This window comes from Nocardiopsis metallicus (assembly GCF_014201115.1).
GTDB lineage: Bacteria > Actinomycetota > Actinomycetes > Streptosporangiales > Streptosporangiaceae > Nocardiopsis > Nocardiopsis metallicus.
The window spans coordinates 6812981-6831471 of record NZ_JACHDO010000001.1 but is presented as its reverse complement, the minus strand read 5'-3'; the positions used below and the strand labels follow the sequence as shown (position 1 = coordinate 6831471).

The window sequence follows — 18491 nt, the reverse complement described above, 5'->3', positions numbered from 1 at the left end:
GCGTCAGCGCTACTTGCTCTCGGTCTCCGAGCTCTCAGCCTTCTCCGCGGCAGCCTCGGGGGCCTCGGCGGCCTCCTCGGTCTTGGCCTCGGCGGCCTCGGCCTCGACCGGCTCCTCGACGGGAGCGGCAGCGGCGGCGGCCGGAGCGGCGGGGCCGCTCAGCGCCTCGACCAGCTCGATGACCGCCATCGGGGCGTTGTCGCCCTTGCGCGGACCGATCTTGGTGATACGGGTGTAACCACCGGAACGGTTCTCGTAGCGCGGGCCGATCTCGGTGAAGAGCTCGTGCACCACGGACTTGTCCGTGATCTTGGTCAGCACCTGACGACGGGCGTGCAGGTCACCGCGCTTGCCGAGAGTGATGAGCTTCTCGGCGTACGGACGCAGGCGCTTGGCCTTGGCCTCCGTGGTGCGGATCCGGCCGTGCTGGAACAGCGAGGTGGCGAGGTTCGCCAGGATGTGCCGCTCGTGAGCGGGCCCGGAACCCAGACGGGCGCCCTTAGTAGGCGTGGGCATGGTGTCGTTCTCCTAGTGATGCGGTCCACGGCCGCACTCGGCCGGGGACCTTTGGGCGACGAAGGTTAGTACTGCTCCGTCTCGACGAAGGACTCACCCTCGTCGTCCTCGGAGCCGTAGGAGTCGGCCGCGGTGCTGGGGTCGAATCCGGGCGGGGAGTCCTTCAGGGACAGGCCCATGTCGATGAGCTTCTGCTTGACCTCATCGATGGACTTGGCACCGAAGTTGCGGATGTCCAACAGGTCCTGCTCGGAGCGGGCAACCAGCTCACCAACGCTGTGGATGCCCTCACGCTTGAGGCAGTTGTAGGACCGGACCGTGAGGTTGAGGTCCTCGATCGGCAGCGCCAGGTCCGCCGCGAGCGCGGCGTCCGTCGGCGACGGGCCCATGTCGATGCCCTCGGCGTCGACGTTGAGCTCGCGCGCCAGACCGAACAGCTCGACCAGGGTCTTGCCCGCGCTGGCCACGGCGTCACGGGGACGGATGGCCGGCTTGGTCTCGATGTCGACGATCAGGCGGTCGAAGTCGGTGCGCTGCTCGACTCGGGTGGCCTCGACCTTGTAGGTCACACGCAGCACCGGCGAGTAGATGGAGTCGATCGGGATCCGACCGATCTCCTGGCCCTGCTGCTTGTTCTGCGTCGCCGAGACGTAACCGCGGCCGCGCTCGACCGTCAGCTCCATCTCCAGCTTGCCCTTGCCGTTCAGCGTGGCGATGTGCAGGTCGGGGTTGTGCACCTCGACACCGGCCGGCGGAGCGATGTCCGCGGCGGTCACCACACCGGGGCCCTGCTTGCGCAGGTACATCAGAACCGGCTCGTCGTGCTCGGAGCTGACGACCAGGCCCTTGAGGTTGAGGATCATCTCGGTGACGTCCTCCTTGACCCCGGGCACGGTGGTGAACTCGTGCTCGACGCCCTCGATGCGGATGCTGGTCACAGCCGCACCGGGGATGGAGGACAGCAGGGTACGCCGAAGCGAGTTGCCGATGGTGTAGCCGAAGCCCGGCTCCAGCGGCTCGATGACAAACCTCGAGCGCAGGTCCGAGACGACTTCCTCGGCGAGCGTGGGACGCTGTGCGATCAACATGGTCCGTGTCTTCCCTTCCACATGACCGCCCGCTATTTGACGGCCACCGGATGGGCACCCCCGGATCGGTGGTGCCCTCTACTCGGATTCCTACCCTGCCCGCGCGGCCCCAGACAGGGGCCGCGACGGGCGCACCACGGGGCACCCGCGCGGTAGGAGGCGCGGGTGCCGGTGCCGATCAGACGCGGCGGCGCTTCGGCGGGCGGCAGCCGTTGTGCGGGACCGGCGTGACGTCCTGGATGGAGCCAACCTCGAGACCGGTCGCCTGCAGCGAACGGATGGCGGTCTCCCGGCCGGAACCCGGGCCCTTCACGAAGACGTCGACCTTGCGGACGCCGTGCTCCTGGGCGCGGCGGGCAGCGGCCTCGGCGGCCATCTGCGCGGCGTAGGGGGTGCTCTTACGCGACCCCTTGAAGCCGACCTGACCCGAGCTGGCCCACGCGATCACCGCACCGGTGGGGTCGGTGATGCTCACGATCGTGTTGTTGAACGTGCTCTTGATGTGAGCGTGCCCGTGGGCAATGTTCTTCTTTTCCTTGCGGCGCACCTTGCGCGCGGCACCCTGACGGCCCTTAGGCGGCATGAGCGAAACTCCCAGAGATCATCGGTCCGTGTGTGTCTTCTCGGACGCGGTTGACAGGTCCGAGGCGGACTACTTCTTGCCGGCCTTCTTCTTGCCGGCCACGGTCTTCTTCTTGCCCTTGCGGGTACGGGCGTTGGTCTGCGTACGCTGACCGCGGACCGGAAGGCCACGACGGTGGCGGATGCCCTGGTAGCTTCCGATCTCCATCTTGCGACGGATGTCGGCCTGGACCTCGCGTCGCAGGTCACCCTCGACCTGGTAGTTGGCGTCGATCCACTCGCGCAGCTTGACCAGGTCCTCTTCGGACAGCTGGTAGACGCGGGTGTTCCCGTCGACACCGGTGTTCTTCAGGGTTTCGAGGGCGCGAGTACGGCCAACCCCGAAAACGTAAGTGAGAGCGATCTCCACCCGCTTGTCGCGGGGGAGGTCAACGCCGGCAATACGTGCCATGTGGGCGAGACTCCATCCATGCATTATGCGGAGGTCTGACCCGTTCCATCCTCTCGTCGCCCAATCGACGAGGCCCCGGCCTCCGACCGGGGGTTCTCCCCCACCACCAGCGGGCGGGAGATCGGAACAGGTTTTTCGTTGTTTCACGTGCCCGGCGGGGAAGACCTCCCCCTACCGGGTCTTCGCTGTGCGGAAGCCGCGGTCAGCGAGCCGGGGTTACTAGCCCTGGCGCTGCTTGTGGCGCGGGTCCGAGCAAATGACCATGATCCGACGGTTACGACGGATCACGCGGCACTTCGCGCAGATCTTCTTCACGCTCGGCTTGACCTTCATGGTGACTCCGAACTCATCACATCACCAGTCTTGGGCCGTGCGGCCCCTGACGGGCTACTTGTAGCGGTAAACGATGCGCCCGCGCGTGAGGTCGTACGGGCTCAGCTCCACGACGACGCGGTCGTCGGGGAGAATACGGATGTAGTTCATCCGCATCTTGCCGCTGATGTGGGCAAGGACCGTGTGCTTGTTGTCGAGCTCTACCTTGAACATAGCGTTGGGTAGCGACTCGACAACGGAACCCTCGATCTCGATGGCGCCGTCTTTCTTCGCCATGTCCTCCACGCCTCGCTCATCAATTGGTTGATCATGACAACCCGACGCGACCCCAGTGGCCTCGCATGACACGAAGACTCAGGCGACCCCGGTGAAACCGGATCGCCAAAGCCGAAACACACTGGAAGCTCGGGCCAACTGCGAGAAGAGCGTACGTCTCTTGAAGGACGTGGCACAAAGAAGGCAGACTGACCCAACAGCCCGCGTATGGGCAATGACAGTCTATCCCCTTCGGACAAGTACTCCTAACCGAAGGGCAGAGAACCCTACACCGTCTGTCCAGTAGGGCAAACCAGTCGAAAAGTCCCTTTGTTCCCCAGTCCGCACGCCGCGGACCCGCGGAACAACCGGGCGCCTCCGCCCTGGTTCTCGACTAGTCCTCGCCCTGGCCGCGTTGGGCGGCGAGGACGCCGAAGGTGACGACCGACATCAGGATCCCCCACGGACCGAGCACCCACAGGAACCACGGGTAGGCGGCCCCGGTGGTGAAGTAGAGGATCAGCCAGATGGAGAAACACAGGGCGTTCACGCCCCCGTAGAGCACCCACGGCACCATCAGGGCCGGGTCGCGCAACCGCAGGGGCGGAACCGCGCTCTCGGGGACCGCGATCCGGCCGACGTCGGCCAGGTCCCGCTCGGGCAGGTCGGTGGTGACCTTCGCCAGTTCGTCCACGGTCTTGGCCTTGTAGACCCGACCGAGGCGTTCGGTGAACTCCTCGTGGTCCAGGCGGCCCTGGGCGAAGTGCTCCTGGAGCAGCTGAGCGACACGGTCCCGCTCGGAATCGGTCGAACGCATGGACGGCGCCGAGTCGGACACTGCGTACCTCGCCTCTACACCTGTGAGTGGTCGCCACCCCCACTGCTTCAGCGGATCCCCGGATGAGGCCGGGGTGGGGGCCGCCGTCACCAGGTCGGCTGGACGAGCCCCATCTGTGTGATTTTATCGCGGTTCGACTCACGCGCGGTCAGAACCATCGGGCCGTCCGCGGTGATCGCCACGGTGTGCTCGAAGTGGGCGGCGCGCCCGCCGTCCCGGGTCACGACGGTCCAGCCGTCGTCGAGCTCCTCGACGTCGTGCTTACCGATCGTGGTCATGGGCTCGATCGCCAGGCACATGCCCTCGACCAGCCGCATGCCGCGGCCCTTCTTGCCGTAGTTGAGCACGTGCGGGTCCATGTGCATCTCGGTGCCGATGCCGTGACCGCCGTACTCGCGCACGTTGCCGTAGCCGCCGTTGGCCGAGATGTGGCCGCCGATCGCGTACCCGATGTCACCCAGGCGCTTGCCCGGGCGCATCTGCGCGATCCCCTGCCACATGGCCTCCTCGCAGGTCTCCATCATCGCGAGGTCCTCGGGCCGGCCCTGGCCGACCGCGATGGTCACCGCGGAGTCGCCGTGCCAGCCGTCGAGGATGGCACCGCAGTCGACGGAGACGATGTCGCCCTCGGCCAGGACGCGCTCGGCGGTCGGGATGCCGTGCACGACCTCCTCGTTCACCGAGGCGCAGATCGAACCGGGGAAGCCGTGGTAGCCCTTGAAGGAGGGGATCGCCCCTGCGTCCCGGATGACCTTCTCCGCGACCGAGTCCAGCTCGAGGGTGGACACCCCGGGCCGCACCGCGGCCCGGAGGGTGTCCAGGGCGCGGGCCACGACCTGGCCCGCCGCCCTCATCTTGGCGATCTGTTCCGGCGTCTTGATCTGCACGCCCGGATCCGCCTTTCGAAACATCAGACCGCCGACCGCTTCTCCTCGATGGCGGCCTTCGCGCGGGCCGTCACCTCCGCCACGGGACCCGTGGCGGCGATGGTGGCCAGCAGGCCCTCACCGGAGTAGAACTCGACCAGCGGAGCCGTCTGGTCGCGGTAGACCTTCAGGCGGTGCCGGATGGTCTCCTCGCGGTCGTCCTCGCGCTGGTACAGCTCGGCGCCCTCGTTGTCGCACTTGCCCGCCTCACGGGGGGCGTCGTACTCGACGTGGTACACACGGCCGCACTCAGGACAGGAGCGACGGCCGGAGAGACGCTTGACGACCTCCTCCTCGTCGACCCTCAGCTCCAGGACGACGTCCAGGCGGGTGCCGAGGTCGGCGAGCATGCCCTTGAGGGTCTCGGCCTGGGGGACGTTGCGGGGGAACCCGTCCAGCAGGAAACCACCCGCCGCGTCGTCCTGGGCCAGTCGGTCCTTGACCATGGCGTTCGTGACCTCGTCGGGGACGAGGTCGCCACGGTCCATGAACTCCTTGGCCTTCTTGCCGAGTTCGGTACCACCGCTGACGTTGGCCCGGAAGATGTCGCCAGTGGACACCTTCGGGATCGACAGCTCTTCCGCGAGGATCTGGGCCTGGGTGCCTTTACCGGCCCCAGGCGGCCCCACCAATACTGCACGCATTTATCGCAGAAAACCTTCGTAGTTCCTCTGCTGGAGGTGACTCTCGATCTGCTTCACCGTGTCCAGCCCGACACCCACCATGATCAGGATGCTCGTCCCGCCGAACGGGAAGTTCATGCTGGCGCCGGTGGCACCGAGAGCGACCATCGGCAGGAGAGCGATCACACCCAGGTACAGAGAGCCGGGGGTCGTCAGACGAGTGAGGACGTAGTCCAAGTACTCGGCGGTCGGACGCCCTGGTCGGATACCCGGGATGAACCCACCGTACTTCTTCATGTTGTCGGCGACTTCAGTGGGGTTGAACGTAATGGCCACATAGAAGAACGCGAATCCGACGATCATGACGAAGAACGTCGCCATGTAGATGGGGTGGGTCCCCGTGAGGAAGTAGGTCTGGAAGAACTGGGCCACCGGATGGGTGGAGTCCTGCCCGAGCAGACCGACGACGAGCTGCGGAAGGTACAGCAGGGAGGAGGCGAAGATCACGGGGATGATGCCCGCCTGGTTGACCTTCAGCGGAATGTAGGTCGAGCTGCCGCCGTACATGCGGCGGCCCACCATGCGCTTCGCGTACTGCACCGGGATACGGCGCTGGGCCTGCTCCATGAACACCACGGCGGTGATCAGGGCCAGACCGGCGATGCAGATGATGGTGAAGATCCAGACCGACCGCTCCTCGTACAAGCCCATGATCGAGGCCGGGAACATCGCGATGACCTGGGTGAAGATCAGCAGCGACATACCGTTGCCGACACCGCGCTCGGTGATCAGCTCACCCATCCACATGATGATCGCGGTACCCGCGGTCATCACGAAGACGATCGTCACCATGGTGAGGATGTCCTGGTTGGGCATGTAGACGGTCGAGGGGATGGAGTTCTGGAAGAGGGCGCCGGTACGGGCCATGGCCACGATGGAGGTGGCCTGGAGCACGGCGAGCATGAGGGTCAGATAGCGGGTGTACTGGGTGATCTTGCTCTGTCCGGCTTGGCCCTCCTTCTTGAGGGCCTCCAGACGCGGGATCACCACCGTGAGCAGGTTGATGATGATGCTCGCGGTGATGTACGGCATGACCCCGAGCGCGAACACCGCAAGTTGCAGCAGCGCGCCGCCGCTGAACAGGTTCACCAGCGCGTAGACACCGGACTGGTCCTGCGCGGTGATGAAATCCATCTGCTCCCTGATCGCCGCGGAGTCGATGCCCGGAGCGGGAATCACCGAACCCAGCCGGAAGAGCGTCAGGATGAACAGTGTGAACAGCAGCTTATTGCGCAGGTCGGGCGTGCGGAATGCACGAACGAACGCACCTAGCACGTCTCCTCCTGCGCAGCTTCGGCGGCGGAACGGGTTCCAGACATCGCGGCCGATCCTGAATCGTCGTAGAACGTCAGCACCGGGCCTGTCGCCCGGTGCTCGGAAGTACTCACATTACGTCAAGCGGGGAGCTCAAACAGATGGCACTGTAACAGCCATCACCTGACGGAAGGGTTCGTGAGGCATAACGATCAACACTCACAACAACCCGCACAACGCGTGAGGGCGCCCGCCAGCAGGACCTTATCGGACCTGCCGGGCGGGCGCCCCCAATACGCATCGTAGGGAGACCCCTACAGCTCGGTGACAGTGCCACCGGCGGCGGTGATCTTCTCCTTCGCGGCACCGGAGAACGCGTTGGCGCTCACCTGCACGGCGACGGTGATCTCACCCGTACCCAGCACCTTGACGAGCTGGTTCTTGCGAACCGCGCCCTTGGCGACCAGGCCCTCGACGGTGACCTCGCCACCCTCGGGGTAGAGCTCGCTCAGCTTGTCCAGGTTGACGACCTGGTAGGTCGTCTTAAACCGGGCGTTGCTGAAGCCCTTGAGCTTCGGGATCCGGCGGATGAGGGGCATCTGCCCACCCTCGAAACCGGGACGAACGGTGTTACGAGCCTTGGTGCCCTTGGTACCGCGACCAGCGGTCTTACCCTTGGAAGCCTCGCCGCGACCCTTGCGGATCTTGGCCTTGTTGCTACCCGGGGCGGGACGCAGGTGGTGCAGCTTGAGCAGCTCGTCGGGGTTGTAGTCGCTCATTCTGCGACCTCCTCGACAGAAACGAGGTGCGAGACGATCGTGATCTGCCCGCGAACCTCAGGGCGGTCCTCGCGGACAGTGGACTTACCGATCCGGCCCAGACCGAGCGACTGGAGGGCAGCGTGCTGCTTCACCTTGCCGCCGATCTTGGAGCGGGTCTGCGTGATCTTGATCTTGGCCATGATCAGGCTCCTGCCTTCGCCTCAGAGCGAGCGCGCAGCATGGCAGCCGGGGCCACATCCTCGATCGGCAGACCACGGCGGGCCGCGATCTCCTCGGGCTGGTTGAGACCCTTGAGCGCCGCCACCGTGGCGTGCACGATGTTCAGCGGGTTGGACGAACCGAGCGACTTGCTCAGAATGTCGTGGATACCGGCGCACTCCAGGACGGCGCGCACGGGGCCACCGGCGATAACACCGGTACCCGGGGCGGCCGGACGGAGAAGGACGACGCCAGCGGCTTCCTCGCCCTGGACCCGGTGCACGATGGTGCCCTGGATCCGCGGGACGCGGAAGAAGTTCCGCTTCGCGGCCTCGACGCCCTTGGCGATCGCGGCCGGAACTTCCTTGGCCTTGCCGTAACCGACGCCCACCATGCCGTTGCCGTCACCGACGACGACGAGCGCGGTGAAGGAGAAGCGACGGCCGCCCTTGACGACCTTCGCGACCCGGTTGATGGTCACGACCTTCTCGATGTAGGAGACACCCTTGTCTGCGGCGCCGCCGCGGCGATCGTCACGGCGATCACGCCGCTCGCCACCGGCGCCGCGCCGCGGTGCTGCAGCCATCAGTGATTCCTCTTCTCGTGGTTGCTCTTGGCCTTTACAGAGGTCATGGAACTAGAACTCCAGCCCACCCTCGCGCGCCGCGTCGGCGAGCTTGGCGATACGACCGGCGTAGCGGTTACCACCGCGGTCGAAGACGACCTGGGTGATACCGGCGTCCTTCGCGCGCTGCGCGACGAGCTCACCGACCTTGACGGACTTGTCGGACTTGGTGCCCTCGGCGCCACGCACGTCGGTCTCCACGCTGGAGGCGGCGACCAGGGTGTGACCCTTGGTGTCGTCGATCACCTGCGCGACGATGTGCTTGGAGGAGCGGAACACGGCCAGACGCGGACGCTCGCTCGTGCCCACGACCTTCTTGCGGACCCGGAACTGCCGGCGCTTGCGCGAGGTGGTGGCCTTGGAGGTGCGCTTACGGCTCACGGTGATGCCCATGCCTACTTACCAGCCTTTCCGGCCTTGCGGCGGATGTGCTCACCCTTGTACCGCACGCCCTTGGCCTTGTACGGGTCAGGCTTGCGCAGACTACGGATGTTCGCGGCGACCTGGCCCACCAGCTGCTTGTCGATGCCCTCGACGTGGAGGATCGTCGGCTTCTCCACGCGGAAGGTGATGCCCTCGGGGGGCTCGATGACCACGGGGTGGCTGAAGCCCAGCGAGAACTCCAGGTTGGAGCCGCGGGCCTGGACGCGGTAACCCACACCGTGGATTTCCAGCGTCTTCGCGTAACCCTTGGAGACACCCTCGACGAGGTTGGCGATCAGCGCACGGGTCAGACCGTGCAGCGACCGGTGCTCCGGCTTGTCATCGGGACGCGCCACCGTGACGACCCCGTCCTCGAAGGAGGCGGTGATCGGCTCGGTGATCGTGTGCTTCAGTTCGCCCTTCGGCCCCTTGACAGTGACGTCTTGCCCGTTAATCGTGACTTCGACGCCCTTGGGGACCGAGAGCGGCAGTCGACCGATTCGCGACATGCTTCAGTCTCTCCCTAGTTACCAGACGTAAGCGAGGACTTCGCCGCCCACGCCACGCTTCTTGGCCTGCTTGTCAGTCATCAGGCCACCGGACGTCGAAATGATCGCCACACCGAGGCCACCCAGCACACGCGGAAGGTTCTCCTTCTTCGCGTACACGCGGAGGCCGGGCTTGGAGACCCGGCGGATGCCCGCGATGGAACGCTCACGGGTGGGGCCGTACTTCAGGTCGAGGACGAGGCTCTGGCCCACAGGGGCCTCCTCGGCACGCCAGCCCTGAATAAAGCCCTCCTGCTGGAGGATCTCGGCGATGTGCGCCTTGATCTTGGAATACGGCATCGTCACGGTGTCGTGGTATGCCGAATTCGCGTTACGCAGACGTGTCAGCATGTCTGCGATCGGGTCGGTCATCGTCATGGCCGACTGGCCCTTCCTCACCGCGGTTTCCGAGTGCGGGCTTTCCCAGAGCCTGCCTCCCTGCGGGGTCGCCCCCGGGGAGTGCACAAACAGGACCTACGGCGTGGTCGTGGGCACCGCGGTCCCTCCCGGGACTGCCGTGCCCTGATGAATGGATGTTGCCGGACCGCGGGCCCGCCTCCAGGAGACAAACCAGAGGAGGCGGTCGCGGGCACTGCTATAGAGCCACCGAATAACCGAGGCGGCGCTTCGGGGGGCCGACCGCGCTAGCGCGCATGATCGGCCCCACCGGAAACTACCAGCTCGACTTGGTGATACCGGGCAGCTCACCCTTGTGAGCCATCTCGCGGAAGCAGATACGGCACAGGCCGAACTTCCGGAAGACGGCGCGGGGGCGGCCGCACCTGGAGCATCGAGTATACGCGCGAACGCCGAACTTCGGCTTCCGCTGCGACTTCGCGATCAGGGACTTCTTAGCCATCTGTGGTAACCCCTCAGGCTTCCTTGAACGGGAAACCGAGCCGCTTGAGCAGACTGCGGCCCTGTTCGTTGGTGGTCGCCGTCGTGACAACCGTGATGTCCATCCCACGCTGGCGGTCGACCTTGTCCGGGTCGACCTCGTGGAACATGACCTGCTCGGTCAGACCGAACGTGTAGTTGCCGTTCCCGTCGAACTGCTTCGGGGAAAGACCACGGAAGTCCCGGATCCGAGGCAGGGCCAGCGAGAGCAGCCGGTCGAGGAACTCCCACATGCGGTCGCCGCGCAGCGTCACAGTGACGCCGATCGGCTGACCCTCGCGCAGCTTGAACTGCGCGATGGAGTTCTTGGCGCGGTTGACCTTGGGCTTCTGACCGGTGATCGCCGTGATGTCGGCGATAGCACCCTGGATCAGCTTCGCGTCACGAGCCGCCTCGCCCACGCCCATGTTGACCACGATCTTCGTGAGACCGGGGATCTGCATGACGTTGGCGATGTCGAACTCGTCCTTGAGGCCCGCAGCGATCTCGTTGCGGTACTTCTCCTTGAGTCGCGGCATCGGAGGGGCGGTGATGTCGTTCGTAACCGTCATCAGATGTCCTTACCGGTGCGACGGGAGACGCGAACCTTGGTTCCGTCTTCCTCGAAGCGGTAGCCGACCCGGGTGGCCTTGCCGTCCTCCGCGAGCGCGACATTGCTCACGTGGAGGGGGGCCTCCTTGGTGACGACCTCGCCCTGCTGGCCGCCGGCCGGGTTGGCCTTCCTGTGCTTCTTGACCAGGTTGACGCCCTCGACGATGACACGGTCTTCCTTGGGCATGGCCTTGACGACCTTGCCGGTGGCACCCTTGTCCTTGCCGGCGAGAACGATGACCTCGTCGCCAGATTTGATCTTCATCGCTTAGAGCACCTCCGGCGCCAGCGAAATAATGCGCATGTACTTCTTGTCACGCAGCTCACGGCCGACCGGGCCGAAGATGCGGGTGCCTCGCGGGTCCCCACCGTCCTTGATGAGCACGGCAGCGTTCTCATCGAAGCGGATGTAGGAGCCGTCGGGCCGGCGGCGCTCCTTGACGGTGCGCACGACAACGGCCTTGACGACGTCGCCCTTCTTGACTCCAGCGCCAGGCAGGGCGTCCTTCACCGTGGCGACGATGGTGTCACCAATACCGGCGTAGCGCCGACCCGAGCCACCGAGAACACGGATGGTAAGGATCTCCTTGGCACCCGTGTTGTCAGCGACCTTGAGTCGCGACTCCTGCTGAATCACGTCTGCTCCTGATGTGATGCGTGCGGTCCACTGCCGCACGGCTAGGTGGTCTCACCCCTCGCGTCGGCGGCCGACAACTCGTGCCGGCCGCCAACAGGCTGGGGTTACTTAGCCTTCTCCAGGATCTCCACGACGCGCCAACGCTTCGTCGCGGAGAGCGGCCGGGTCTCCATCATGCGGACCCGGTCGCCGACGCCAGCGGAGTTCGCCTCGTCATGCGCCTTGTACTTGGTCGTCCGACGGATGACCTTTCCGTACAGGGCGTGCTTGACGCGGTCCTCAACCTCGACAACGACGGTCTTGTCCATCTTGTCGCTGACGACGTAGCCCTCGCGCACCTTGCGGTAGTTGCGCGTGTCAGTCTGGTTCTCACTCATTCGGCTGCTTCCTTCGTCTCCTCAGCCGACTCACCAGACAGCTGGACGATGCCCAGCTCGTGCTCGCGCAGCACCGTGTAGATCCGCGCGATCTCGCGCTTGACGGTACGAAGACGGCTGTGGTTGTCGAGCTGGCCGGTAGCGGCCTGGAAGCGGAGGTTGAAGAGCTCTTCCTTGGCTTCCTTGAGCTTGGTGACCAGGTCCTCGACGGACTGGTCGCGCAGCTCATGGGCAGTCACGGACTTCGCCATCACTCCCCCTCCCGCTTAACAAACTTGCACTTCATCGGGAGCTTGTGCATCGCACGGCGCATCGCTTCCTTCGCGATGGCCTCGGGCACGCCCGACAGCTCGAACATCACACGACCCGGCTTGACCGGAGCGACCCACCACTCGGGCGAACCCTTACCGGAGCCCATGCGGACCTCGGCGGGCTTCTTCGTCAGCGGACGGTCCGGGAAGATGTTGATCCACACCTTGCCGCCACGCTTGATGTGACGCGTCATGGCGATACGAGCGGACTCGATCTGACGGTTCGTCACGTAGGCCGACTCCAGCGCCTGGATACCGAACTCGCCGAAGGCGACCGTGGTACCGCGCTGGGCCTTGCCGCGAAGGTCCGGGTGGTGCTGCTTCCGGTACTTCACCTTACGAGGAATAAGCATCGGTTAGCTCCCCTCGGTCTTCGGGGCCTCGGCCGAAGCACCAGCCTTGGCGTCGGTGTTCGGGGCGCCAGCGGCACCGCCGCGACGGCGGCGCTGCGGACGCTCACGGCGCTGACCGCCACCGGCGGTGCGCGCGGCGGCCTGAGCGGCCTCGCGCTCGGCGCGGGTGACAGGGGCGTCGCCCTTGTAGATCCACACCTTGACGCCGATGCGACCGAACGTCGTACGGGCCTCGAAGAAGCCGTAGTCGATGTCGGCGCGCAGCGTGTGCAGCGGGACGCGACCCTCGCGGTAGAACTCCGAGCGGGACATCTCAGCCCCACCCAGACGACCACCGCACTGGATACGAATACCCTTGGCGCCACTCTTCATGGCGCTCTGCATGGCCTTGCGCATCGCGCGGCGGAAAGCCACGCGGCTGCTCAGCTGCTCAGCGACGCCCTGGGCGACGAGCTGCGCGTCGATCTCGGGGTTCTTGACCTCGAAGACGTTCAGCTGCACCTGCTTGCCGGTGAGCTTTTCCAGGTCCGTACGGATCCGGTCGGCCTCAACGCCGCGGCGGCCGATGACAATGCCCGGCCGGGCGGTGTAGACGTCCACGCGAACACGGTCACGGGTACGCTCGATCTCGACCTTGGAGATGCCCGCGCGCTCCATGCCACGGGTCAGCATCCGACGGATCGCGACGTCTTCCTTGACGTAGTCCTTGTAGGACTTGTCGGCGTACCAACGGCTCTTGAAGTCGGTGGTGATGCCGAGGCGGAACCCGTGCGGGTTTACCTTCTGCCCCACTATCGGGTCCTTTCCTTCGTCTTGGACGAGGCGCCCGAGTTCTCAGCGACGACCACGGTGATGTGGCTCGTGCGCTTCGTGACTCGGAAAGCCCGGCCGAAGCCTCGGGGGCGAATGCGCTTCAGGGTCGGACCCTCGTCCACCCACACGCGCTCGACCACCAGGGACTCACGGTCCAGCTTGTCGTTGTGCTCAGCGTTGGCGATGGCGCTAGCCAGCACCTTGCCAACGGGCTCGCTCGCCGACTGGGGCGCGAACCGGAGCACCGCCTGTGCCTCGTCAGCGGGCAACCCGCGAATAAGGTCCGCCACCCGGCGAGCCTTTCGGGGCGTAACGCGGACGAACCGCGCCTGTGCCCTCGTTCCCATCGCTTTTCCCTCGCTCACGGAAATTCCTTCCCCACTCACCGTGGAGAAAATGGTTCTTACAACTGCTGCAACCGCTAGCGGCGGCTGCGGCGGTCGTCCTTGACGTGGCTACGGAAAGTACGCGTGGGAGCGAACTCACCGAGCTTGTGGCCGACCATCGACTCCGACACGAACACCGGAACGTGCTTGCGGCCGTCGTGGACGGCGATCGTGTGACCGATCATCTCCGGGACAATCATGGATCGCCGGGACCACGTCTTGATGACGTTCTTGGTCCCCTTCTCGTTCTGAACTTCCACCTTCTTGATGAGGTGGTCGTCGACGAAGGGACCCTTCTTAAGGCTACGTGGCATCAGACGTGCTCCTTACCGCTTCTTCTTACCGCTACGCCGACGCCGCACGATCAGCTTGTCGCTGGCCTTGTTCTTGGCCCGGGTCCGGCCTTCCTTCTTGCCCCAGGGGCTGACCGGGTGACGACCACCGGAGGTCTTGCCCTCACCACCACCGTGCGGGTGGTCGACCGGGTTCATGACCACACCACGGACGGTCGGGCGCTTGCCCTTCCACCGCGAGCGGCCGGCCTTGCCCCAGTTGATGTTGGACTGCTCGGCGTTGCCGACCTGACCAACCGTGGCGCGGCACGAGATCTCGACCATGCGCATCTCGCCGGAGGGCATACGCAGCGTGGCGTAACGGCCTTCCTTGGCGAGGAGCTGGATCTGCGACCCCGCGGAACGACCCAGCTTGGCACCGCCACCGGGCTTCAGCTCGACCGCGTGCACGAACGTACCCGTGGGGATGTTGCGCAGCGGGAGGCAGTTGCCCGGCTTGATGTCGGACTGGGGGCCGTTCTCGATCTTGTCGCCCTGCTTGAGGCCGGCGGGCGCCAGAATATAGCGCTTCTCACCGTCCACGTAGTGCAGCAGAGCGATGCGAGCGGTGCGGTTGGGGTCGTACTCGATGTGAGCGACCTTGGCCGGAACGCCGTCCTTGTCGTGACGACGGAAGTCGATCACGCGGTAGGCGCGCTTGTGGCCACCACCCTGGTGACGAGCGGTGATCCGGCCGTGGCCGTTACGACCGCCCTTGGAGTGAAGCGGACGGACCAGGGACTTCTCCGGCTCCGAGCGCGTGATCTCGACGAAGTCGCTCACGCTGGAGCCGCGACGACCCGGCGTCGTCGGCTTGTACTTACGAATGCCCATCTTCTTCGCGCATTCCTTTACGTGTTGCTTGACATGTAGCGGTCAGACCTCGGGGAGGTCCTAGACACCGAAGATGTCGATCCGCTGGCCCTCGGCCACGCTGACGATCGCGCGCTTGGTGTCGGGACGCTTCCCGAAACCGAAACGGGTGCGCTTGCGCTTACCCTTCCGGTTGATCGTGTTCACGCTCGTGACCTTCACCTCGAAGATCTTCTCGATCGCGATCTTGATCTGGGTCTTGTTGGCGTCCGGGCGAACGATGAACGTGTACTTGTTCTCGTCCATGAGCCCGTAGCTCTTCTCGGAGATCACCGGCTCGACGATGATGTCCCGGTGGTCGGCGATCCTCACTGGTCGTCCTCCTCGGACTCAGCGGCCTTCGAGGTACCGGCCGCGTGGGCCAGGAACTCGGCGTAGCCCGCCTCGGTGAAGACCACGTCGTCCGAGTACAGGACGTCGTAGGTGTTCACCTGGTCCGCGTCGAGGATGTGGACCTCTTCGAGGTTGCGCAGGGCGCGCCGGTTGTGCTCGTCCTCGCGGGCCAGGACGACGAGAACCTTGTCGGACTCGGTGACCTGACGCAGCGACTTCAGAGCGGTCTGCGTGAACTTGCTCTCCGCGTCCTCAGCGATGAACGTGCTGATGACGTGGATGCGGCCGTGGTTGGCCCGGTCGGAGAGGGCACCGCGCAGGGCGGCGGCCTTCATCTTCTTGGGGGTCCGCTGGCTGTAGTCACGCGGCTGGGGACCGTGAACGGTGCCACCGCCGGTGTACTGCGGGGCGCGGATCGAGCCCTGACGGGCGCGACCGGTTCCCTTCTGGCGGTAGGGCTTCTTGCCACCGCCGCGAACCTCGCCGCGGGTCTTGGTGGCGTGCGTGCCCTGCCGGCCGGCGGCCAGCTGGCCGTTCACGACCTGGTGGATCAGCGGAATGCTGACCTGCTGGGCGAAGACGGACTCGGGGAGCTCAACGCTGCCCTTGGAGCCGCCCTCGGGGTTCTTGACCTCGATCTGGGCCATGACTTACTTGTCCCCCTTCACAGCGGTGCGGACGAGCACCAGACCGCCGTTGGGACCGGGGACAGCACCCTTGACCAGGATGAGGCCCTTCTCCGCGTCCACAGAGTGAACGGTCAGGTTCTGGACGGTCTTGCGCACGTTGCCCATGCGCCCGGCCATCCGCATGCCCTTGAAAACGCGGCCGGGTGTGGCGCAGCCGCCGATGGAACCGGGCGAGCGGTGCTTGCGCTGGGTGCCGTGCGAGGCGGAGAGACCACGGAAACCGTGGCGCTTCATCACACCGGCGAAACCCTTGCCCTTGCTCTTGCCCGTGACGTCGACCTTCTGGCCGGTCTCGAACGCGGCGGCGTCGACCTCCTGGCCGAGCGTGTACTCGGAGGCGTCGGTGGTGCGCACCTCGACGTAGTGCCGGCGCGGGGTCAGGTCGTTCGCGCGGAGGTAGTCGCCCAGGGGCTTGTTCACCTTGCGCGGGTTGATCTGCCCGTAGCCGAGCTGGATGGCGGAGTAGCCATCGGTGTCCGGAGTCCGGATGCGGCTCACGACGCACGGACCGGCCTTCAGGACGGTCACGGGCACCATCTTGCCCGCGTCGTCGAAGACCTGGGTCATGCCGAGCTTTTCGCCCAGAACTCCCTTGATCTGCTTGGTGGCCATGTCAGTGCGTCCTTAAAGCTTGATCTCGATGTCAACGCCAGCCGGGAGGTCGAGTCGCATGAGCGAGTCGACCGTCTTCGGCGTGGGGTCGATGATGTCGATCAGCCGCTTGTGGGTGCGCATCTCGAAGTGCTCGCGCGAGTCCTTGTACTTGTGCGGCGATCGGATAACGCAGTAAACGTTCTTTTCCGTCGGCAGCGGCACCGGGCCCGCGACCTGTGCGCCAGTTCGCGTCACAGTCTCAACGATCTTGCGCGCCGAGCTGTCGATGACCTCGTGGTCATAGGCCTTTAGCCGAATGCGGATCTTCTGTCCCGCCATGTGGCCTGTTCGTCCTTCGCTTCAGTGTCCGTAACGGTGAGCTGTCCGGGCACAGACGCCCAGGCCCGTCGGCGAAATCCGCCGGCGTGTTGGCCGTGAGCCCCTATTCCCTTGAGAAACCGCAACAGGGCTTGCCCCTGCGGTGCGTCACCGTCACAGAGCCCGATGACGTCTTGAGTGTGGGTGGGCGGGCCGCCTCGTAGCGGCCCACCCACCGCGCTGGGGCGGCTCCGAATGGGGCCACCCCAACTTGTGTGCTACTTGAGGATCTTCGTGACGCGACCCGCGCCCACGGTCCGGCCACCCTCACGGATGGCGAACTTGAGGCCCTCTTCCATCGCGACCGGCTGGATCAGGTTGACGGTCATCTCGGTGTTGTCACCGGGCATGACCATCTCCGTGCCCTCCGGCAGCGTCACGACGCCGGTGACGTCGGTGGTGCGGAAGTAGAACTGCGGACGGTAGTTGTTGAAGAACGGCGTGTGGCGGCCACCCTCGTCCTTGGACAGGATGACGACCTGGCCCTCGAACTCGGTGTGCGGGGTGGTCGTGCCGGGCTTGATCACGACCTGGCCGCGCTCGACGTCCTCGCGCTTGATGCCGCGCAGGAGCAGACCGACGTTGTCGCCGGCCTGGCCCTGGTCGAGCAGCTTGCGGAACATCTCAACACCGGTGACGGTGGTGGTCTGCTTCTCTTCCTTGATGCCGACGATGTCAACGGTCTCGTTGACGTTGACGATGCCGCGCTCGATACGACCGGTGACGACGGTGCCGCGACCGGTGATCGAGAAGACGTCCTCGATCGGCATGAGGAAGGGCTTCTCGGTGTCACGCTCGGGCTCCGGAATGAAGCTGTCGACCGTGCCCATGAGCTCCAGGACGGACTTGCCCCACTCGGCGTCGCCCTCGAGCGCCTTGAGCGCCGAGACCTTGGTGACCGGGACGTCGTCGCCGGGGAACTCGTACTCGCTGAGGAGCTCACGCACCTCGAGCTCGACGAGCTCGAAGATCTCCTCGTCGTCCACCATGTCGGCCTTGTTCAGGGCGACGACGATGGCGGGGACGCCGACCTGGCGAGCAAGGAGGACGTGCTCCTTGGTCTGCGGCATCGGGCCGTCGGTGGCGGCCACGACCAGGATCGCGCCGTCCATCTGCGCGGCACCCGTGATCATGTTCTTCACGTAGTCAGCGTGACCGGGGCAGTCGACGTGAGCGTAGTGACGCGCCTCGGTCTGGTACTCGACGTGAGCGACGGAGATGGTGATGCCGCGCTCGCGCTCCTCAGGAGCGTTGTCGATGTCCTCGAACGGGGTGAACGGGTTCAGCTCCGGGTACGCGTCGTGCAGCACCTTGGTGATGGCCGCGGTCAGCGTGGTCTTGCCGTGGTCAATGTGACCGATGGTGCCGATGTTGACGTGCGGCTTAGTCCGCTCGAACTTTTCCTTCGCCACTGGAAATCTCCTA

Annotated in this window: 32 protein-coding genes; all 32 read right to left on the bottom strand. The window is 65.4% G+C overall.

Annotated elements, in window-relative coordinates:
• Positions 1 to 9 precede the first annotated feature (9 nt).
• Positions 10 to 516: a 50S ribosomal protein L17 gene (gene rplQ / locus HNR07_RS30195; RefSeq protein WP_184369258.1), complete on the bottom strand. Its 507-nt coding sequence runs from the start codon at positions 514 to 516 to the stop codon at positions 10 to 12.
• Positions 517 to 581: 65 nt separating this feature from the next.
• A complete protein-coding gene (locus HNR07_RS30190) occupies positions 582 to 1604 on the bottom strand; it encodes a DNA-directed RNA polymerase subunit alpha (protein ID WP_017578622.1) in 1023 nt (340 codons plus the stop codon).
• A 178-nt stretch (positions 1605 to 1782) separates the two neighbouring features.
• Entirely contained in the window at positions 1783 to 2187 is a 405-nt protein-coding gene (gene rpsK / locus HNR07_RS30185) for a 30S ribosomal protein S11 (protein ID WP_017542982.1), read from the bottom strand.
• 69 nt (positions 2188 to 2256) lie between these two features.
• Positions 2257 to 2637 carry a 30S ribosomal protein S13 gene (gene rpsM, locus HNR07_RS30180; RefSeq protein WP_017542983.1) on the bottom strand — a complete coding sequence of 127 codons (381 nt, stop codon included), beginning with the start codon at positions 2635 to 2637 and terminating at the stop codon, positions 2257 to 2259.
• A gap of 219 nt (positions 2638 to 2856) precedes the next feature.
• On the bottom strand, positions 2857 to 2970 hold the full coding sequence (rpmJ, locus tag HNR07_RS30175; protein ID WP_082206327.1) for a 50S ribosomal protein L36: 114 nt from the start codon (positions 2968 to 2970) through the stop codon (positions 2857 to 2859).
• Positions 2971 to 3024: 54 nt separating this feature from the next.
• The gene (gene infA, locus HNR07_RS30170) at positions 3025 to 3246 is read right to left on the bottom strand and encodes a translation initiation factor IF-1 (protein ID WP_017578623.1); all 222 of its coding nucleotides are present in this window, start codon (positions 3244 to 3246) and stop codon (positions 3025 to 3027) included.
• A 373-nt stretch (positions 3247 to 3619) separates the two neighbouring features.
• Positions 3620 to 4063 (bottom strand): DUF1707 SHOCT-like domain-containing protein, encoded by a 444-nt coding sequence (locus HNR07_RS30165; RefSeq protein WP_184369254.1) that lies wholly within the window; start codon positions 4061 to 4063, stop codon positions 3620 to 3622.
• Positions 4064 to 4149: 86 nt separating this feature from the next.
• Entirely contained in the window at positions 4150 to 4974 is an 825-nt protein-coding gene (gene map / locus HNR07_RS30160) for a type I methionyl aminopeptidase (protein WP_184369251.1), read from the bottom strand.
• Entirely contained in the window at positions 4974 to 5633 is a 660-nt protein-coding gene (locus tag HNR07_RS30155) for an adenylate kinase (RefSeq protein ID WP_184369248.1), read from the bottom strand. Before HNR07_RS30155 ends, map begins: the two co-directional genes overlap by 1 nt.
• Positions 5634 to 6947 carry a preprotein translocase subunit SecY gene (secY, locus tag HNR07_RS30150; RefSeq protein WP_017578627.1) on the bottom strand — a complete coding sequence of 438 codons (1314 nt, stop codon included), beginning with the start codon at positions 6945 to 6947 and terminating at the stop codon, positions 5634 to 5636.
• A 293-nt stretch (positions 6948 to 7240) separates the two neighbouring features.
• Positions 7241 to 7705: a 50S ribosomal protein L15 gene (rplO, locus tag HNR07_RS30145; RefSeq protein ID WP_184369245.1), complete on the bottom strand. Its 465-nt coding sequence runs from the start codon at positions 7703 to 7705 to the stop codon at positions 7241 to 7243.
• Entirely contained in the window at positions 7702 to 7887 is a 186-nt protein-coding gene (gene rpmD / locus HNR07_RS30140; RefSeq protein WP_017578629.1) for a 50S ribosomal protein L30, read from the bottom strand. Before rpmD ends, rplO begins: the two co-directional genes overlap by 4 nt.
• Before the next feature lie 2 nt (positions 7888 to 7889).
• Positions 7890 to 8492 (bottom strand): 30S ribosomal protein S5, encoded by a 603-nt coding sequence (rpsE, locus tag HNR07_RS30135; RefSeq protein WP_017578630.1) that lies wholly within the window; start codon positions 8490 to 8492, stop codon positions 7890 to 7892.
• Between the two features lie 51 nt (positions 8493 to 8543).
• Entirely contained in the window at positions 8544 to 8924 is a 381-nt protein-coding gene (gene rplR / locus HNR07_RS30130; protein WP_184369242.1) for a 50S ribosomal protein L18, read from the bottom strand.
• Between the two features lie 2 nt (positions 8925 to 8926).
• Positions 8927 to 9463: a 50S ribosomal protein L6 gene (gene rplF / locus HNR07_RS30125; protein WP_184369239.1), complete on the bottom strand. Its 537-nt coding sequence runs from the start codon at positions 9461 to 9463 to the stop codon at positions 8927 to 8929.
• A gap of 18 nt (positions 9464 to 9481) precedes the next feature.
• On the bottom strand, positions 9482 to 9880 hold the full coding sequence (rpsH, locus tag HNR07_RS30120) for a 30S ribosomal protein S8 (protein ID WP_026116173.1): 399 nt from the start codon (positions 9878 to 9880) through the stop codon (positions 9482 to 9484).
• A gap of 295 nt (positions 9881 to 10175) precedes the next feature.
• Complete coding sequence (locus tag HNR07_RS30115) at positions 10176 to 10361, bottom strand: type Z 30S ribosomal protein S14 (RefSeq protein WP_017588433.1); 186 nt, start codon at positions 10359 to 10361, stop codon at positions 10176 to 10178.
• Between the two features lie 13 nt (positions 10362 to 10374).
• Positions 10375 to 10950, bottom strand: coding sequence for a 50S ribosomal protein L5 (rplE, locus tag HNR07_RS30110; protein WP_017578634.1), 576 nt, complete (start codon positions 10948 to 10950; stop codon positions 10375 to 10377).
• Complete coding sequence (gene rplX, locus HNR07_RS30105; protein ID WP_184369236.1) at positions 10950 to 11255, bottom strand: 50S ribosomal protein L24; 306 nt, start codon at positions 11253 to 11255, stop codon at positions 10950 to 10952. Before rplX ends, rplE begins: the two co-directional genes overlap by 1 nt.
• 3 nt (positions 11256 to 11258) lie before the next feature.
• Positions 11259 to 11627: a 50S ribosomal protein L14 gene (gene rplN / locus HNR07_RS30100; protein ID WP_013156121.1), complete on the bottom strand. Its 369-nt coding sequence runs from the start codon at positions 11625 to 11627 to the stop codon at positions 11259 to 11261.
• A gap of 104 nt (positions 11628 to 11731) precedes the next feature.
• Positions 11732 to 12004 carry a 30S ribosomal protein S17 gene (rpsQ, locus tag HNR07_RS30095; RefSeq protein ID WP_017578636.1) on the bottom strand — a complete coding sequence of 91 codons (273 nt, stop codon included), beginning with the start codon at positions 12002 to 12004 and terminating at the stop codon, positions 11732 to 11734.
• Entirely contained in the window at positions 12001 to 12255 is a 255-nt protein-coding gene (gene rpmC / locus HNR07_RS30090; protein WP_017578637.1) for a 50S ribosomal protein L29, read from the bottom strand. Before rpmC ends, rpsQ begins: the two co-directional genes overlap by 4 nt.
• Entirely contained in the window at positions 12255 to 12668 is a 414-nt protein-coding gene (gene rplP / locus HNR07_RS30085; protein WP_017578638.1) for a 50S ribosomal protein L16, read from the bottom strand. The genes rpmC and rplP overlap by 1 nt, the downstream gene beginning before the upstream one ends.
• Before the next feature lie 3 nt (positions 12669 to 12671).
• On the bottom strand, positions 12672 to 13460 hold the full coding sequence (gene rpsC, locus HNR07_RS30080; protein WP_017578639.1) for a 30S ribosomal protein S3: 789 nt from the start codon (positions 13458 to 13460) through the stop codon (positions 12672 to 12674).
• A complete protein-coding gene (gene rplV, locus HNR07_RS30075; RefSeq protein WP_017578640.1) occupies positions 13460 to 13828 on the bottom strand; it encodes a 50S ribosomal protein L22 in 369 nt (122 codons plus the stop codon). Before rplV ends, rpsC begins: the two co-directional genes overlap by 1 nt.
• 74 nt (positions 13829 to 13902) lie before the next feature.
• On the bottom strand, positions 13903 to 14181 hold the full coding sequence (gene rpsS, locus HNR07_RS30070; protein ID WP_017543003.1) for a 30S ribosomal protein S19: 279 nt from the start codon (positions 14179 to 14181) through the stop codon (positions 13903 to 13905).
• Positions 14182 to 14193: 12 nt separating this feature from the next.
• Positions 14194 to 15033 (bottom strand): 50S ribosomal protein L2, encoded by an 840-nt coding sequence (gene rplB / locus HNR07_RS30065; RefSeq protein ID WP_017543004.1) that lies wholly within the window; start codon positions 15031 to 15033, stop codon positions 14194 to 14196.
• 60 nt (positions 15034 to 15093) lie between these two features.
• A complete protein-coding gene (rplW, locus tag HNR07_RS30060; RefSeq protein ID WP_017578642.1) occupies positions 15094 to 15384 on the bottom strand; it encodes a 50S ribosomal protein L23 in 291 nt (96 codons plus the stop codon).
• Complete coding sequence (gene rplD, locus HNR07_RS30055) at positions 15381 to 16052, bottom strand: 50S ribosomal protein L4 (protein WP_017578643.1); 672 nt, start codon at positions 16050 to 16052, stop codon at positions 15381 to 15383. The genes rplW and rplD overlap by 4 nt, the downstream gene beginning before the upstream one ends.
• Before the next feature lie 3 nt (positions 16053 to 16055).
• Positions 16056 to 16706 carry a 50S ribosomal protein L3 gene (rplC, locus tag HNR07_RS30050; protein WP_184369233.1) on the bottom strand — a complete coding sequence of 217 codons (651 nt, stop codon included), beginning with the start codon at positions 16704 to 16706 and terminating at the stop codon, positions 16056 to 16058.
• 12 nt (positions 16707 to 16718) lie between these two features.
• Entirely contained in the window at positions 16719 to 17027 is a 309-nt protein-coding gene (gene rpsJ / locus HNR07_RS30045) for a 30S ribosomal protein S10 (protein ID WP_013156110.1), read from the bottom strand.
• Positions 17028 to 17284: 257 nt separating this feature from the next.
• Positions 17285 to 18478 (bottom strand): elongation factor Tu, encoded by a 1194-nt coding sequence (tuf, locus tag HNR07_RS30040; protein WP_184369229.1) that lies wholly within the window; start codon positions 18476 to 18478, stop codon positions 17285 to 17287.
• Positions 18479 to 18491: the final 13 nt, after the last annotated feature.

Bases quoted from the DNA above. Each gene is read 5' to 3' on its own strand.
- rplP (WP_017578638.1), bottom strand. From the start codon at position 12,668: ATGCTTATTCCTCGTAAGGTGAAGTACCGGAAGCAGCACCACCCGGAC.
- infA (WP_017578623.1), bottom strand. From the start codon at position 3,246: ATGGCGAAGAAAGACGGCGCCATCGAGATCGAGGGTTCCGTTGTCGAG.
- map (WP_184369251.1), bottom strand. From the start codon at position 4,974: ATGTTTCGAAAGGCGGATCCGGGCGTGCAGATCAAGACGCCGGAACAG.
- rplB (WP_017543004.1), bottom strand. From the start codon at position 15,033: ATGGGCATTCGTAAGTACAAGCCGACGACGCCGGGTCGTCGCGGCTCC.
- rpsJ (WP_013156110.1), bottom strand. From the start codon at position 17,027: ATGGCGGGACAGAAGATCCGCATTCGGCTAAAGGCCTATGACCACGAG.
- HNR07_RS30190 (WP_017578622.1), bottom strand. From the start codon at position 1,604: ATGTTGATCGCACAGCGTCCCACGCTCGCCGAGGAAGTCGTCTCGGAC.
- rplO (WP_184369245.1), bottom strand. From the start codon at position 7,705: ATGAGCGACTACAACCCCGACGAGCTGCTCAAGCTGCACCACCTGCGT.
- HNR07_RS30115 (WP_017588433.1), bottom strand. From the start codon at position 10,361: ATGGCTAAGAAGTCCCTGATCGCGAAGTCGCAGCGGAAGCCGAAGTTC.
- rpmJ (WP_082206327.1), bottom strand. From the start codon at position 2,970: ATGAAGGTCAAGCCGAGCGTGAAGAAGATCTGCGCGAAGTGCCGCGTG.
- rplD (WP_017578643.1), bottom strand. From the start codon at position 16,052: ATGGCCCAGATCGAGGTCAAGAACCCCGAGGGCGGCTCCAAGGGCAGC.
- rpsH (WP_026116173.1), bottom strand. From the start codon at position 9,880: ATGACGATGACCGACCCGATCGCAGACATGCTGACACGTCTGCGTAAC.
- rplC (WP_184369233.1), bottom strand. From the start codon at position 16,706: ATGGCCACCAAGCAGATCAAGGGAGTTCTGGGCGAAAAGCTCGGCATG.
- rpsE (WP_017578630.1), bottom strand. From the start codon at position 8,492: ATGGCTGCAGCACCGCGGCGCGGCGCCGGTGGCGAGCGGCGTGATCGC.
- rpsK (WP_017542982.1), bottom strand. From the start codon at position 2,187: ATGCCGCCTAAGGGCCGTCAGGGTGCCGCGCGCAAGGTGCGCCGCAAG.
- rplX (WP_184369236.1), bottom strand. From the start codon at position 11,255: ATGAAGATCAAATCTGGCGACGAGGTCATCGTTCTCGCCGGCAAGGAC.
- rpmC (WP_017578637.1), bottom strand. From the start codon at position 12,255: ATGGCGAAGTCCGTGACTGCCCATGAGCTGCGCGACCAGTCCGTCGAG.
- rplR (WP_184369242.1), bottom strand. From the start codon at position 8,924: ATGGGCATCACCGTGAGCCGTAAGCGCACCTCCAAGGCCACCACCTCG.
- rpmD (WP_017578629.1), bottom strand. From the start codon at position 7,887: ATGGCCAAGATCAAGATCACGCAGACCCGCTCCAAGATCGGCGGCAAG.
- rplQ (WP_184369258.1), bottom strand. From the start codon at position 516: ATGCCCACGCCTACTAAGGGCGCCCGTCTGGGTTCCGGGCCCGCTCAC.
- rplE (WP_017578634.1), bottom strand. From the start codon at position 10,950: ATGACGGTTACGAACGACATCACCGCCCCTCCGATGCCGCGACTCAAG.
- rpsQ (WP_017578636.1), bottom strand. From the start codon at position 12,004: ATGAGTGAGAACCAGACTGACACGCGCAACTACCGCAAGGTGCGCGAG.
- rplV (WP_017578640.1), bottom strand. From the start codon at position 13,828: ATGGGAACGAGGGCACAGGCGCGGTTCGTCCGCGTTACGCCCCGAAAG.
- rplF (WP_184369239.1), bottom strand. From the start codon at position 9,463: ATGTCGCGAATCGGTCGACTGCCGCTCTCGGTCCCCAAGGGCGTCGAA.
- rpsM (WP_017542983.1), bottom strand. From the start codon at position 2,637: ATGGCACGTATTGCCGGCGTTGACCTCCCCCGCGACAAGCGGGTGGAG.
- HNR07_RS30155 (WP_184369248.1), bottom strand. From the start codon at position 5,633: ATGCGTGCAGTATTGGTGGGGCCGCCTGGGGCCGGTAAAGGCACCCAG.
- rpsS (WP_017543003.1), bottom strand. From the start codon at position 14,181: ATGCCACGTAGCCTTAAGAAGGGTCCCTTCGTCGACGACCACCTCATC.